Genomic DNA, 14288 nt, shown 5'->3' on the forward strand with positions numbered 1-14288 from the left:
AGTTTCGATGGGGTTACTATATTTGTAGTTTTATTACAAAAATGTGCCCTACATCCAAATTTTAAAAGTTGTTTTTGATGTTACGTTTGGTGGTTTGAGTTTTCTCATTTGTTAATTTAGCTTTAACAAAGGCTTGCGTGAAGTTATGTCTAGTGACGCGGTCGGTGTTTGAGCGTGTAAATGTAGGCTTGATCACATGAGTGATTTCGAATACTGTGCTACTTTGCTGCGTTGAATTCGGTAGCCGTGATGTTGTAAATTCACGGAAGGATAATTTGAAAAAATAAATCTACTGAAATTCTTACCTTTAACTTGGAAGGATTCATTCACCACAGATGTTGTACCTTTAATTACCATTAGAGGAGCATTTGCTACGGGAAGAAGTAAAATAATATGTTAGAAACCATAGTTAATTTTTTGAATGCGCTACTTTGGGGCAAGTTGTTAGTTTATGGACTGGTAGGTGCTGGTCTTTATTTCAGTATTAGACTTGCCTTTATCCAGTTAACTCACTTTAAACATTCCATTAAAGTTATGACCATGAGCCGACAAGGTTGCGATAGCGGACTTTCTTCATTTCAAGTCTTTTGCACCAGTATGGCTGCTCGTGTCGGTGCCGGTAATATGGCAGGTGTTGCTGTCGCTATCGGTGCAGCAGGCCCTGGTGCGGTATTTTGGATGTGGCTCATCGCTATTTTAGGTATGGCGACTGCTATGGTTGAATCAACCTTAGCACAGGTTTATAAAGTTCGAGATCATAATGGTCAGTTTCGTGGTGGCCCTTCTTATTATATGGAGAAAGGACTGGGTCAGAGATGGATGGGCATTTTATTTGCAGTCTTTCTGATTATTGCATTTGGTTTAGTATTCAATGCAGTACAAGCAAATACTATCACTGGTGCTATGGAACGGGTATTTGGTTTTAATCCTACTTATGTCGGGATTGGATTGGTCGTCGCTAGTGGCTTTGTGATTGTAGGCGGTCTACGTAAAGTGGCGCGAGTCTCAGAGTTTATAGTGCCTATCATGGCGTTAGCCTATATTCTCGTTGCTTTCATTATCGTTATGTTCAATTTAGATCAACTCCCTGCAATTATTAGCTTAATTGTGAAGAGTGCTTTTGGGTGGCAAGAGGCTGCGGCTGGCGGTGTGGCTTATACTGTCTCGCAAGCGATGCAAGCGGGTATTGCTCGTGGACTTTTCTCGAATGAAGCGGGTATGGGGAGTGCGGCAAATGTTGCAGCAAGTGCATCACCTAACCCTAATCATCCTGCATCTCAAGGCTTTGTCCAAATGATGGGGGTATTTGCCGATACTATCGTTATTTGTACTGCAACGGCTGCGATCATCCTGTTATCTGGGGATATTGGCACTAGTGAGGATGGTATTCGACTCACTATCAATGCCATGTCTACTCATGTTGGAGATTGGGGGGGGGCATTTATTGCAGTCGCAATTTTCTTATTTTGTTTTACCTCTATTATTGCAAACTATTCTTATGCTGAAACGAATGTGATGTTTTTGACTGGCAATAGTACCAAGGCACTACCCTTATTCCGCTTATGTGTATTAGGTATGGTGATGTTTGGCGCCGTTGCAAAGATTAGTCTAGTGTGGAATTTAGCTGATGTCTCAATGGGGCTTATGGCTACAGTAAATATTGTGGCATTACTGCTTTTATCTGGGTTGGCTATCCGAGTCATTAACGATTATCGTGAGCAGCTTAAAACAGGGAAAATGCCAGAATTTGATCGCAGTAAGTTTCCTGAGCTTATGGATCAACTAGATAATGATATTTGGCAAGATACAGGTGATGCTAAATCAGCTAAAGTACTGTAATTCATTAGTTTAGCATTATTCTTTAGTTTGTTTATTATTGCTATTGCAAAAACCACGTATGCAATACGTGGTTTTTTTATCTCTGGTAAGTATGATGGTAAGGTCTTCTTTTTCAATTGGAGTTTTTGATGTTGATATTGGTTTCACCGGCTAAAACCCTCGATTTTGAGCAGCCACCCTTAACTCAAGTCTATTCTCAGCCTGATTTTTTATACCATAGCCAAGAGTTGATCCAAGTTTGTCGACAGTTAGCTCCGAGTGATATAGCAACACTAATGAAAGTCAGTGATAAAATTGCAGGTTTAAATGCTGCCCGTTTTGAAGGGTGGCAACCTCAATTTACTTTAGAAAATGCCAAACAAGCCATTTTTGCTTTTAGAGGCGATGTGTATACAGGCTTTGATGCCGATACATTATCATCACAAGAGCTAGAACGCGCTCAGTCACAGTTGCGTATTTTGTCGGGGTTGTATGGTTTATTGCGCCCCTTGGATTTAATCTTGCCTTATCGTTTAGAAATGGGGACTGCATTAAATAATGCTAGAGGTAAGAATCTTTATGATTTTTGGGGAGATATATTAACGCTAGCCGTTAACAAAACGCTAACGGAACAGGGTGATAGGATAGTCGTTAATTTAGCCTCTAATGAATATTTCAAAGCGATAAAAGTGAGACAGTTAGATGGGCAATTAATCACACCAGTATTTAAAGATTATAAAAATGGTCAATATAAAGTGATTAGCTTTTTTGCTAAGCGAGCTCGAGGCATGATGGCGCGGTATATTATTAAACAGCAGATAAACTCTATCGATGAATTAATAAAATTTGATGCTGCAGGCTATTACTACAGCGAAGAGCATAGTACGCAGAGTGAGCCGACTTTTTTACGTGAAGCACAATAGGAAATAGAAGGGAATAATAGAGAACGGTTAACGTCATTCTCTATTACTCCATTTACTTGTTATTTTATTTCACTCGCCAATGGAGTAAGTACTATATTCGAATTTGCCATGAGATAAGCAAATTGTGCATAGGCAGCAACATTTTGCGCTAATGCCGCGGGATCAATTTTGTCTAAAGTATCATTTGGGGTGTGATGATAGTCAAAGTAATCGCGGCCATCCTGTCTCAGAGAGGCAACGGGTACTCCCTGTGCGGGCAACATTGAAATATCGGGTCCCGCTGAAGCCTGATTACTTCCAAGCATAACGCCATTCAAGGTCATAGGTTTTAATATATTTTGCACTTTTGTGAATACGCCTTCATTTACTTTTGTATCAATTTGGTAAATGCGCCCAGCACCAAAATCAGATTCAGCGGCAATATAATGCAAGGGTAATTCTGCTTTATGGGCTTCAGCATAGGCTTTTCCTCCCATGAGACCAATCTCCTCCGCTGCATAAAGTACTACTCTTACCGTACGTGCAGGTTTTATCGGTAAATCTTGGATATGTTTTGCCGCCGCAGTGACAATGGCAACACCGGCACCGTCATCAATCGCGCCAGTACCTTCATCCCAGGAATCTAAATGAGCACCAATGAGTACTATTTCATTGGGCTTACTACTGCCCGTTACTTCGGCAATGACATTGTAAGAGGTATTAAAACCAGAGTTCTTTGGTGACATCTGCAACTCGAGTATTGCATTTGGATCGCGTCTTAGCATTGCAGTGACTAAGTCTGCATCGGGATTTGACATTGCCGCTGCGGGGATTTTGGGTACACCATCTTGGTAACGCATCACACCTGTATGGGCCATGCGATCGTGATCTGTGCCAATCGATCGGATAATAATCGCTACAGCTCCTTTCTCTGCCGCAGCAACAGCACCTTTAGAACGTCCTCCAACACTCTTACCGTATCCTTCACCAGTGATATGCCGTTCAGTCTTTTGGTCAATAAAGGCTATCCTACCTTTGACATCCTCAGGGTTTGCTTGTTTAAGCGCTTCTAAGCTATCAAAACGGATGATCTTCGCTTGGATTCCTGTCGTTGGTGTTGCAACACTACCACCAAGAGCGGTGATTACCAGGGGCTGTTCAACGGGAAAGGTTATCTTAGCTTTGGCTTCACCGCGTTCCCATATGGGGACTTGTACTGGTTCTTTATATACTCGATCAAACCCGAGATGAGTTAATTTATCCATGGCCCAATTTACCGCAATAATATCTTTAGGACTTCCAGCTAGTCTAGGTCCGACTTCAACGGTTAAGGATTCTACGATGTCGTATCCTAATGATGAGGATAATGCGGTTTGTTGTAATAGGTAGGCATCATTATTTGTTATTGACATTGTTTCAACGTGATTTTGGCAAGCGTTTAAGCTGCTAATTAAAAGACCTGTCATCAATGTTGTTTGGTAGCGCTTCATAGGTTTCCTTTATTTTTATTAAGCATGTCCCACTTTTAAAAACAATCTAGCAAAAAGTGTGCTTTATGTCCCGACTATATCTGTAAGGCAACGCTATATTAGCGCAGGGGTTAGATTTAGGAGAAGAAGTGCGTAATGAATATTGAATTAATGCAGGAGCGAGCCGATCATGCTGTAGTGCTATTAAAGGCACTCGCAAACGAACGCCGTTTATTTATCCTTTGTTATTTATTGAATGAAGGAGAAATGTGTGTTGGCGAAATGAACAAGAAATTAGGCTTAAGTCAATCGGCACTGTCGCAACACCTTGCTTGGTTACGCAAAGATAATTTAGTAACCACACGCAAAGAAGCGCAAACGGTATTTTACTCACTGAAAAGTGATGAAGTACGGGAGATGATCCACCTACTGAATAACATCTATTGTCATTGATATTTTTCAGATATAAAAAAACCGGCAATTGCCGGTTTTTTTGATTTGCTAGTCATTAAGCAGCGATTGCTTTGATCTTAGCGTTCAAACGAGCCTTTTGACGAGCGGCTTTATTCTTGTGAATAAGACCTTTAGTCGCCATACGGTCAACGATTGGTTGTGCAACAGCAAAAGCTTCTGTTGCCGTTTTGTGATCGCCTGCTTTAATTGCAGCGATTACTTTTTTAACGTATGTACGTAACATTGAGCGACGGCTGGCGTTATGCTGACGACGCTTTTCAGATTGAAGCGCGCGCTTCTTTGCAGACTTGCTATTAGCCAAGGTGCAACTCCTAAAAACTGGATTTGATACTTTTAAAGGCCGAGGAATATGCCTGCATTTAGTCACTTTGTCAATGACTATGATTGAATATTCATCATAAAGATAAATTAATCCAACCTGCCTTGGCTATCTTCAACCCAACTCGTGTAATATGTGGCGCAATTCTAACAGCTATTGCCGCGGTGTGACAGAGCCTGAGTCGATTTTTTGAGATGAATCACCTAATCAATTCGATGTAGGTCTGGGGGACGTTTGAGTAGAAAATTATTAAGATCTGGTATGATAGTCAGTGCAATGACATTGATATCCCGTGTTTTAGGTTTGATAAGAGATGTTGTAGTTGCAAACTTGATGGGAGCAGGAACCAGTGCGGATGTTTTTTTCTTCGCCAATAAAATTCCAAATTTTTTACGCCGCTTATTTGCAGAAGGTGCATTTGCACAAGCATTTGTTCCTGTTTTAACTGAATATCAGGAAAAGCATTCATCGGAGGAAACCCGTGAGTTATTGAGTAAGGTAGCGGGAACACTTGGTTTGTTAGTGACAATAGTCACCTTAGTTGGAGTAATAGCGTCACCTGTATTATCGGCACTATTTGGTGGCGGTTGGTTCATCGCATGGCTTAACAATGAGCCTGATGGTGCGAAATTTGAACTTGCTACCGTCGTGCTTAAAATTACTTTCCCTTATTTGTGGTTTATCACTTTTACTGCCTTAGCTGGCTCAATTTTAAACACCCGAGGACGTTTTGCGGTATCGGCTTTTACGCCTGTATTTCTTAACGTGGCGATTATTGCTGCGGCTATTTTCTATGCACCAACATCGACTCAACCTGAAATCACTCTCGCTTGGGGGGTGTTTTGTGGTGGATTGATTCAGTTTTTATTTCAAATTCCCTTTCTTTTGCGAGAAAAGGCGCTTGTTAAACCTTCTTGGGGCTGGAATCACCCTGGTGTCGTTAAGATTAGAGCGCTAATGATCCCTGCATTATTTGGTGTGTCTGTTTCACAAATTAACCTTTTATTTGATACCTTTATCGCTAGTTTTTTGATGACAGGCTCAATTAGTTGGCTTTATTACTCTGATCGATTGTTGGAGTTTCCGCTTGGGCTTTTTGGGATTGCGATTGGAACGGTTATTTTACCTGCACTTTCACGAAACCATGTTAATGCAGAAGGCGCTGGTTTTGGTAAAACCATGGACTGGGGAATAAAAGCGATTTTATTGCTTGGGTTGCCTGCAATGATGGGATTAATCGTATTAGCTAAGCCCATGTTGATGGTGCTGTTTATGCGCGGCGCTTTCTCTGTTCACGATGTAGAAATGGCTTCCTATAGTTTGATGGCTTACGGTAGTGGTTTACTTAGCTTTATGCTGATTAAAGTGCTGGCGCCAGGATATTACTCTCGCCAAGATACTAAGACGCCCGTACGATATGGCATTATTGCTATGATTACTAACATGGGGTTTAACCTCTTGTTTGCGGTACCTTTTGGATATGTTGGCTTGGCGATTGCCACCTCCATGTCAGCATTGCTCAACGCGACATTACTATACCGAGGCTTGCATTTAGCGGGGGTATATCGAGTTTCGAAGCCAACGATGGTGTTTTTTGCTAAAGCCGTGGTCTCTACAGCCTTGATGGTGGTAGTCTTATACTACTTTTTGCCGTCACAATCCCAATGGCTAGAATGGCACCTGATTGAGCGTGGGAAGGCTTTGATGGGCTTAATCGCTTTGGGGGCTGTAACTTATCTGCTTGGGTTACTTGTGTTTGGAATTCGTCCTTGGTCAATGAAACGGGGAGCATGATTGCTGATTCTCATCGCTAGCTGTTATATAATCAGCCGATTTGCGCTTAGCAGTTGTCTAACGTTATGGAATTAATCCGCGGTATACATAACATTTTGTCATCTCACCATGGGTGTGTTTTGACTATAGGTAATTTTGACGGTGTTCATCGTGGTCACGCTCAAGTGATTACCAACTTAGTGCAGAAGGCGAAGCAATTATCGCTGCCATCGACGGTGATGACGTTTGAACCTCAACCACAAGAGTTGTTCAGCGGTGATAATGCTCCTGCTCGTTTGAGTTTATTACGTGATAAAGTCATTTTACTCGATGAGCTAGGTGTTGAGCGGTTAGTGTGTGTTAACTTTAATCGCGCTTTTGCGAGTCAACCTGCAGAGCATTTTATTGAAGAATTGTTAGTTCGTAAGCTCGGTGTCAAATATCTAGTTGTGGGTGATGATTTTTGTTTTGGCCAAGGCCGTAAAGGTAATTTTGACATGCTCATGCATGCTGGGGAGCGTTTCGGCTTTACGGTTGTGAGTACGCAGAGTTTTATTGTGGGGTCCCAGCGGGTGAGTTCCACTGCTGTGCGTGAACAATTGGCGAAGGGCAATCTTGAGCAGGCAAGACGTCTATTAGGTCATCCTTTTACACTCAGTGGTCGTGTTGCACATGGGCAAAAAATTGGCCGCACTATCGGATTTCCTACTGCGAATATTGCCTTAAAGCGCAATGTTGTGCCGGTACGCGGTGTGTTTGCGGTTAAATGTTATTGGGATAACAGCGATATTTATGAGGGCGTAGCCAATATTGGGTTTCGCCCGACAGTGAACGGTCAAGTGTGTCAGCTTGAGGTGCATCTTTTTGATTTTGAAGATGACATTTACGGCAAACATGTTGAAGTCGAGTTGGTGGCTAAACTCCGAGATGAGCAGCCTTTTGACTCATTGGATGCGCTAAAAAAACAGATTTTAAATGATGCAAATGAAGCCCGAGCTTTATTTGGTAATGATGCAGGCTGAAATTTATCAGTTTAATTAACGGTATAGGATCAATGAGCGACTATAAATTTACTTTGAATTTGCCGGAAACAGAGTTTCCGATGCGTGGTAATTTGGCAAATCGCGAGCCAGAGATGTTAGAGCGCTGGACAAAAGACGGTTTGTATCAGCAGATCCGTGATAGCCGAATTGGCCGTACTCCCTTCATTTTGCATGACGGCCCACCGTATGCAAATGGCAGTATTCATATTGGTCACTCAGTTAATAAAATCCTCAAGGACATTATTGTTAAGTCAAAAACCATGTCTGGTTTTGACGCGCCTTATGTTCCAGGTTGGGATTGCCATGGTTTACCTATTGAGCTGAAAGTTGAGCAAAAAGTGGGTAAGCCTGGTCAAAAAATCACTGCAGCAGAATTCCGTGAAGAATGCCGTAAATACGCTGCAGAGCAAGTTAACGGCCAACGTGAAGACTTTATCCGTTTAGGTGTGTTGGGTGATTGGCAAAATCCGTACTTAACGATGGATTTTTCAACAGAAGCTAATATCGTTCGTTCTTTATCGAAAGTGATTGAAAGTGGTCACTTGCATAAAGGCGTCAAACCTGTGCATTGGTGTACCGACTGTGGTTCAGCGTTAGCTGAAGCCGAAGTCGAATATGAAGATAAGACATCACCTGCTATTGATGTGGCGTTTGTCGCCGCTGACAGCAAAGCCGTTGCGGCTAAGTTTGGGGTAAGCGATTACTCGCATCCTGTCTCTATGGTCATTTGGACGACCACGCCATGGACGTTACCTGCGAACCGCGCCTTGTCTTTGAGTCCGGAGCTGGATTACAGCTTAGTCGAATTCGAAAAAGACGGTGTGACACAAGCGCTTATTTTAGCTGAAGTCTTGGTTGAATCTTGCCTGACTCGCTATAACGTAGAAAGCCATACAGTGCTTGGTACAACCAAAGGCGCCGCGCTTGAGCTTGTCCGCTTTAATCACCCGTTCTTGGATTTTGATGTGCCTGCAATTTTAGGCGATCACGTCACTACTGATGCGGGTACCGGTATCGTTCATACTGCACCGGGTCATGGCCAAGACGACTTTGTTGTTGGTCAAAAGTACGGTTTAGAAGTTGCAAACCCTGTTGGCGACAACGGTGTATACAAGCCTGATACTGAGTATTTTGCTGGGCAACATGTTTTTAAAGCTAACGATAACGTCGTCGCTTTGCTGAGAGAAAAAGGTGCCTTGCTGAATCACGTGGCTTACCGTCACAGCTACCCACATTGCTGGCGCCACAAAACACCAATTATCTTCCGCGCGACACCGCAGTGGTTCATCTCTATGGATAACCACGGCCTACGCACGCAAGCATTGAAAGAAATCGAACAAACCCAATGGATCCCTGATTGGGGCCAAAGTCGTATCGAAAAAATGGTTGAAAACCGCCCTGACTGGTGTATCTCACGCCAACGTACTTGGGGTGTGCCTATCACGCTGTTTGTGAACCGAGAAACCGAAGAGTTGCATCCTGATAGCGTGTCGTTAATGGAACGCGTGGCGAATCGTATCGAACAGCAGGGCATTCAAGCTTGGTGGGATCTTGATGCCGCTGAATTGCTGGGTGATGAGGCGGATCAATACCGTAAAGTGACTGATACTTTGGACGTTTGGTATGACTCAGGTTCAACCTTTTCATCAGTAGTTGCTGCACGCCCTGAATTCCATGGTCATGGTGTTGACTTGTATCTTGAAGGTAGCGATCAACATCGCGGTTGGTTTATGTCATCCTTGATGATATCAACTGCGATGAATGGTAAAGCTCCTTATAAACAAGTGCTTACCCACGGATTTACCGTTGATGGTAAAGGCCGTAAGATGTCAAAGTCTATCGGTAACGTGATTGCGCCGCAAACTGTCACTAACAAATTAGGCGCCGATATTCTGCGTTTATGGGTAGCAGCAACCGATTACAGCGGTGAGATGACGGTTTCTGACGAAATTTTAAATCGCAGTGCCGATGCTTACCGTCGCATTCGTAACACGGCTCGATTCCTATTAGCCAACTTAAATGGTTTTGATCCCGCTAAGGATCTAGTGGCCGTGGAAGATATGGTGGCGTTAGATCGTTGGGTTGTTCGCCGTGCCGCTGCGCTGCAACAGGAAATTATCGAAGCCTATGATCAATATAACTTCCATATAGTGACCCAAAAACTGATGCAGTTCTGCTCGGTTGAGTTAGGCAGTTTCTATCTGGACATCATTAAAGATCGTCAATATACGGCTAAGCAAGAAGGTCATGCGCGTCGTAGCTGTCAATCGGCGCTGTTCCACATTGCTGAAGCTATGGTGCGTTGGATTGCGCCAGTTCTCAGCTTCACTGCCGATGAAGTGTGGCAACTATTGCCTGGTGAGCGTGATGCTTATGTCTTTACCCAAGAATGGTATCAAGGCTTGAAATCAGTCACGTTAGCGACGGATTTGAGTGATGACTATTGGCAGCAGTTGCTGGCAGTTCGTAATGAAGTGAACAAAGTGATTGAACAAGCTCGGCGCGACAAACGTATCGGAGGTTCATTAGAAGCCGAAGTGACCTTGTTTGCGGATGCCACTTTGACTGAGCAATTAACCCATATTGGCGATGAATTAAGATTTGTGTTGTTGACCTCTGAAGCCAAAGTATTGCCTTTAGCTGATGCAACAACTGAAGCGGTTGAGACTGAGTTGGCATCACTTAAATTAGTGGTTGCTTCAAGCACAGCAGAGAAGTGTGAGCGTTGCTGGCATCATAGAGAAGAAGTTGGCACTATCGAGGCTCACCCAACATTGTGTACTCGCTGCGTAACTAACATTGAAGGCGACGGCGAAGTTCGTCAGTTTGCATAAAGGATCTGTATGCCATTAACTTGGAAAGACAGTGGCTTACGTTGGTATTGGGTAGCTGTGTTGGTGTTTTTAGCCGATCAGCTATCTAAGCAATGGGTCTTAGCCAATTTTGATTTGTTTGAATCGGTGCAGTTATTGCCCTTTTTTAATTTTACTTACGTACGTAACTACGGTGCAGCTTTTAGCTTTTTAAGTGAAGCCGGAGGCTGGCAACGCTGGTTGTTTACGATTGTCGCAGTTGGATTCAGTACTTTACTGACGGTATGGTTGCGTAAGCAATCGGCTTCTTTGTGGAAGCTGAATCTGGCCTACACCTTAGTGATTGGTGGTGCCCTAGGCAATTTAGTCGACAGATTAATGCACGGTTTCGTGGTTGATTTTATCGATTTCTTTTGGGGTAAGAGCCACTACCCAGCATTCAATATCGCCGATTCGGCGATTTGTATTGGTGCTGTGTTGATCATTTGGGATGCATTTTTAAGCGGTAAATCAGAGCAAGATACAACGGAAGGAGTTAAGAAGTGACTATAACTCGTTCTTTATTATGTCATATGAATATTGTACTAGAGGATGGTTCAACCGCCGATAGCACTAAAGCCTCGGGTAAACCCGCTCGATTAAATGTGGGCGACGGCACTTTGAGTCCGGCATTTGAGGCACAGTTAGCCGATCTTTATGAGGGGGACAAACACAGTTTTACCCTCGAAGCGATTGATGCTTTTGGTGAATCTAATCCTGATGCTATCCATTATATGGATAGAAGCCGTTTCCCTGCGAATATGGACTTGGAAGCAGGAGTGATAGTGAGCTTTGCAGGTCCAGGCGGCAGCGAGATCCCTGGGATTGTGCGTGAAGTCGCGGGGGATTCAATTACCGTTGATCTTAATCATCCCTTAGCGGGCCGTAAGGTGACATTTGAATTGGATGTCGTAAAGGTACTATAAGATGAAACTCGATCCTACAAGCCCAAGCTTGAATATTTTACTCGCCAATCCACGTGGTTTTTGTGCTGGAGTGGATCGTGCTATCAGTATTGTCGAACGGGCGTTGGAATTGTTTTCACCGCCAATCTATGTTCGCCATGAAGTTGTGCATAACCGCTATGTCGTGCAAAATCTGAAAGATCGTGGTGCGGTTTTTGTCGAAGAGCTTGATCAAGTGCCTGATAATAATATCGTTATTTTCAGTGCCCACGGTGTATCTCAAGCGGTGAGACAAGAAGCTAAGGCGCGAGGGCTGAGAGTCTTTGATGCAACGTGTCCCTTAGTCACTAAAGTACATCTTCAGGTGACGCGTGCCAGCCGCAAAGGTATTGAGTGCATCCTGATTGGCCATGAAGGGCACCCTGAGGTCGAAGGTACTATGGGTCAATACGATAATCCTAATGGTGGAGTTTATCTGATTGAATCGCCAGCCGATGTTGAAGCTTTGGAAGTGCGTGACCCCAATAATCTCTGCTTCGTGACACAAACTACTTTGTCTGTAGATGATACTTTGGACATTATTGTTGCCTTACAAAAAAGGTTTCCCTCTATTGAAGGTCCGCGAAAAGACGATATCTGTTATGCAACGCAGAATCGTCAAGATGCGGTACGTAATTTGTCTGCAGACGTTGATTTGTTGATTGTTGTTGGCTCAAAGAATAGCTCTAACTCTAATCGTTTACGCGAGCTAGCATTGAAAACAGGAACCCAGTCTTATCTGGTGGACACCGCGGATGATGTTGAGTCTAGTTGGTTTGATAATGTTACACGTGTAGCAGTGACTGCAGGCGCATCTGCTCCCGAGGTCTTAGTTCAACAAGTTGTTCAAGCTATCGCGACACTCGCCCCTAGTGTGGTCACAGAGGTTGAAGGCCGTAAAGAAGATACAGTTTTTGCGGTACCTGCTGAATTACGGTAACACTAAGTTGTTTTATTCAAATGATAAAAAGAGGTATCATGCCTCTTTTTTTTGCCCTGAATATTTGAAATTCATGTAAAGCATAATGGTAGTCGTACTTAGATATAATTGTTACTGGATAGTTACATTTTACTCATCTATTATTAACTACCGTGGTGCCTTTGTTGTAACATTAAGATTTTTAAAAGGTAAGCAGCTGAAAAGCTTGTCAAAAACATGACTAGAATCGAACGGTTTGAACAAAGTCATTTTCAACAAGGCTTCTCATTGATAGAAGTGCTTGTCGCGTTAGTGATTTTAGTCATTGGCTTAATAGGCATTTTTAATCTTCATATTATCGCCAAGCGCGGAAGTTTTGAATCATTTCAACAGACGCAAGCTTCTTATTATGCAAGTGACATTATCAATCGGATGAAGCTTAATCCAACACAACTGGCAAGTTACCATGGTGATTATGCTGGTGCTAAAACGGCGATCACGCCTGTATCCCCTGCGTGCGAGGGAGTTACTCTCTGTACGCCAGCCCAATTAGTTAATTGGGATTTGTATGAATGGCAGTCCGCTTTTTCCGGTGAGAATGAGGTCGTTGGTTCTCAGCATGTTGGTGGTTTAGATACGCCAACTGCCTGTATTCGAGTTAACGCCAATACAGTTTCTATCACTATGACATGGCGAGGGATTACTGAAACGAGTGATGGCATAGATAACGTAGATTGTGGAACCGCCAGTAAAAGACGGCGCGTTTTTACTCTGCAGGCGGTGATTTAGATGGCGATAAAACGCTTTAATATAGCGATTATTCATTATCAAACTGGGCTGTCATTGGTTGAGCTTATGGTCGCTATGGTTATTGGCCTATTTTTAACCGCGGGCGTATTTACCATGTTTAGTATGTCATCTTCGAATGTGACAACCACAAGCCAATTTAATCAATTACAGGAAAATGGCCGCATAGCTTTAGCAATTCTTGAGCGTGATTTGAGCCAACTTGGCTTTATGGGTGATATGACGGGTACTGACTTTGTTCTTGGTTCCAACACCCAAGTGAATATTGCTGCTGTAGCGAATGATTGTGTTGGTGATGGTTTGAATAATGCTACCTTGCCAAATAATACACCTGCACATTTTCGACGCTTGTGGGGCTATGAGCAGGGCGTTGGTGCATCCCCTTTCGATTGCCTTAACAACGTCAATAACAATACCGATGTAGTACAAATTAAAAGGTTAATTGGTCCATCCCTTGCTGCTCCTTCTGGTAATAATATTTTTGTTGTAGCTAATGCTAGCCAAGCGATTTTTTTTACAGGTAACTCTTCTCCCACTATGACGAATGGGCGGATATGGGAGTACCAGCATCATGTGTACTTTATTAGTAATGATGCCGCTAAAACTCCAGTGTTACGTCGTAAAACCTTGACTAATTCTGGAATGAATAACGACGAGCAATTGGTTGAGGGAATTGAAAATCTCCGTATTCTCTATGGTTTTGATAATGATGGAGATGATACGCCAGATAGTTTTCTTTCTGCCGAGAATGTTAGTAATTTAATGTGGGAAAATCAGACTTTTCAGCGACTGGTTGCCTTGAAATTATTTGTATTAGTGCGATCGGTACAAGTTGATACTAGCTACACTAACGAAACTCAGTATCAATTAGGTGACAAAACAATTGAAGCACCTAAGGATAGTTATCGGCGTAAGGTGATGTCTACGACAGTTGTATTGGAAAACCCAGTATTGATCCGTAGTTAAAT

The 14288-nt window shown here is 43.0% G+C and carries 13 protein-coding genes; 11 read left to right on the forward strand and 2 right to left on the reverse strand.

From position 1 onward, the window contains the following. The first annotated feature begins 393 nt into the window (after nt 1–393). A complete protein-coding gene (locus JEZ96_RS04875; protein ID WP_011790378.1) occupies nt 394–1839 on the forward strand; it encodes an alanine/glycine:cation symporter family protein in 1446 nt (481 codons plus the stop codon). Between the two features lie 128 nt (nt 1840–1967). Further along, nucleotides 1968–2741, forward strand: coding sequence for a peroxide stress protein YaaA (gene yaaA / locus JEZ96_RS04880; protein ID WP_011790377.1), 774 nt, complete (start codon nt 1968–1970; stop codon nt 2739–2741). Between the two features lie 59 nt (nt 2742–2800). Here the strand turns inward: yaaA and JEZ96_RS04885 are convergent, their stop codons facing one another. Continuing rightward, nucleotides 2801–4210 carry a M28 family metallopeptidase gene (locus tag JEZ96_RS04885; protein WP_061782635.1) on the reverse strand — a complete coding sequence of 470 codons (1410 nt, stop codon included), beginning with the start codon at nt 4208–4210 and terminating at the stop codon, nt 2801–2803. Between the two features lie 135 nt (nt 4211–4345). On the opposite strand from JEZ96_RS04885, the gene JEZ96_RS04890 reads away from it, so the two are divergent. Next, nucleotides 4346–4642, forward strand: coding sequence for an ArsR/SmtB family transcription factor (locus JEZ96_RS04890; RefSeq protein WP_006084975.1), 297 nt, complete (start codon nt 4346–4348; stop codon nt 4640–4642). Nucleotides 4643–4697: 55 nt separating this feature from the next. On the opposite strand, the gene rpsT is transcribed toward JEZ96_RS04890, so the two are convergent. Then, nucleotides 4698–4964, reverse strand: coding sequence for a 30S ribosomal protein S20 (rpsT, locus tag JEZ96_RS04895; RefSeq protein WP_011790375.1), 267 nt, complete (start codon nt 4962–4964; stop codon nt 4698–4700). A 252-nt stretch (nt 4965–5216) separates the two neighbouring features. Here rpsT and murJ point away from each other — a divergent pair, with 252 nt between their 5' ends. The 8 genes from murJ (at nt 5217) to JEZ96_RS04935 (ending at nt 14286) form a co-directional block, all read left to right on the forward strand. After that, nucleotides 5217–6776 carry a murein biosynthesis integral membrane protein MurJ gene (murJ, locus tag JEZ96_RS04900; RefSeq protein WP_198779857.1) on the forward strand — a complete coding sequence of 520 codons (1560 nt, stop codon included), beginning with the start codon at nt 5217–5219 and terminating at the stop codon, nt 6774–6776. A 65-nt stretch (nt 6777–6841) separates the two neighbouring features. Then, nucleotides 6842–7777 carry a bifunctional riboflavin kinase/FAD synthetase gene (gene ribF / locus JEZ96_RS04905; RefSeq protein ID WP_011790373.1) on the forward strand — a complete coding sequence of 312 codons (936 nt, stop codon included), beginning with the start codon at nt 6842–6844 and terminating at the stop codon, nt 7775–7777. Between the two features lie 32 nt (nt 7778–7809). Then, the gene (ileS, locus tag JEZ96_RS04910; protein WP_025007348.1) at nt 7810–10632 is read left to right on the forward strand and encodes an isoleucine--tRNA ligase; all 2823 of its coding nucleotides are present in this window, start codon (nt 7810–7812) and stop codon (nt 10630–10632) included. Between the two features lie 9 nt (nt 10633–10641). After that, nucleotides 10642–11157 (forward strand): signal peptidase II, encoded by a 516-nt coding sequence (lspA, locus tag JEZ96_RS04915; protein WP_011790371.1) that lies wholly within the window; start codon nt 10642–10644, stop codon nt 11155–11157. After that, a complete protein-coding gene (gene fkpB, locus JEZ96_RS04920; protein WP_011790370.1) occupies nt 11154–11576 on the forward strand; it encodes an FKBP-type peptidyl-prolyl cis-trans isomerase in 423 nt (140 codons plus the stop codon). The genes lspA and fkpB overlap by 4 nt, the downstream gene beginning before the upstream one ends. Before the next feature lie 28 nt (nt 11577–11604). Further along, nucleotides 11605–12534: a 4-hydroxy-3-methylbut-2-enyl diphosphate reductase gene (gene ispH / locus JEZ96_RS04925; protein ID WP_174520865.1), complete on the forward strand. Its 930-nt coding sequence runs from the start codon at nt 11605–11607 to the stop codon at nt 12532–12534. A 216-nt stretch (nt 12535–12750) separates the two neighbouring features. After that, entirely contained in the window at nt 12751–13302 is a 552-nt protein-coding gene (gene pilV, locus JEZ96_RS04930; protein WP_198779858.1) for a type IV pilus modification protein PilV, read from the forward strand. Continuing rightward, nucleotides 13303–14286, forward strand: a complete 984-nt coding sequence (locus JEZ96_RS04935; RefSeq protein ID WP_025007349.1) for a PilW family protein — start codon at nt 13303–13305, stop codon at nt 14284–14286. It begins immediately after the preceding gene. Nucleotides 14287–14288: the final 2 nt, after the last annotated feature.

This window comes from Shewanella putrefaciens, assembly GCF_016406325.1.
In the GTDB taxonomy this organism is placed as follows: Bacteria; Pseudomonadota; Gammaproteobacteria; order Enterobacterales; family Shewanellaceae; genus Shewanella; species Shewanella putrefaciens.

Coding starts and splice junctions, on each gene's coding strand:
- ileS (WP_025007348.1), top strand. CDS start 7,810: ATGAGCGACTATAAATTTACTTTGAATTTGCCGGAAACAGAGTTTCCG.
- yaaA (WP_011790377.1), top strand. CDS start 1,968: ATGTTGATATTGGTTTCACCGGCTAAAACCCTCGATTTTGAGCAGCCA.
- JEZ96_RS04875 (WP_011790378.1), top strand. CDS start 394: ATGTTAGAAACCATAGTTAATTTTTTGAATGCGCTACTTTGGGGCAAG.
- JEZ96_RS04890 (WP_006084975.1), top strand. CDS start 4,346: ATGAATATTGAATTAATGCAGGAGCGAGCCGATCATGCTGTAGTGCTA.
- JEZ96_RS04935 (WP_025007349.1), top strand. CDS start 13,303: ATGGCGATAAAACGCTTTAATATAGCGATTATTCATTATCAAACTGGG.
- JEZ96_RS04885 (WP_061782635.1), bottom strand. CDS start 4,210: ATGAAGCGCTACCAAACAACATTGATGACAGGTCTTTTAATTAGCAGC.
- pilV (WP_198779858.1), top strand. CDS start 12,751: ATGACTAGAATCGAACGGTTTGAACAAAGTCATTTTCAACAAGGCTTC.
- lspA (WP_011790371.1), top strand. CDS start 10,642: ATGCCATTAACTTGGAAAGACAGTGGCTTACGTTGGTATTGGGTAGCT.
- ribF (WP_011790373.1), top strand. CDS start 6,842: ATGGAATTAATCCGCGGTATACATAACATTTTGTCATCTCACCATGGG.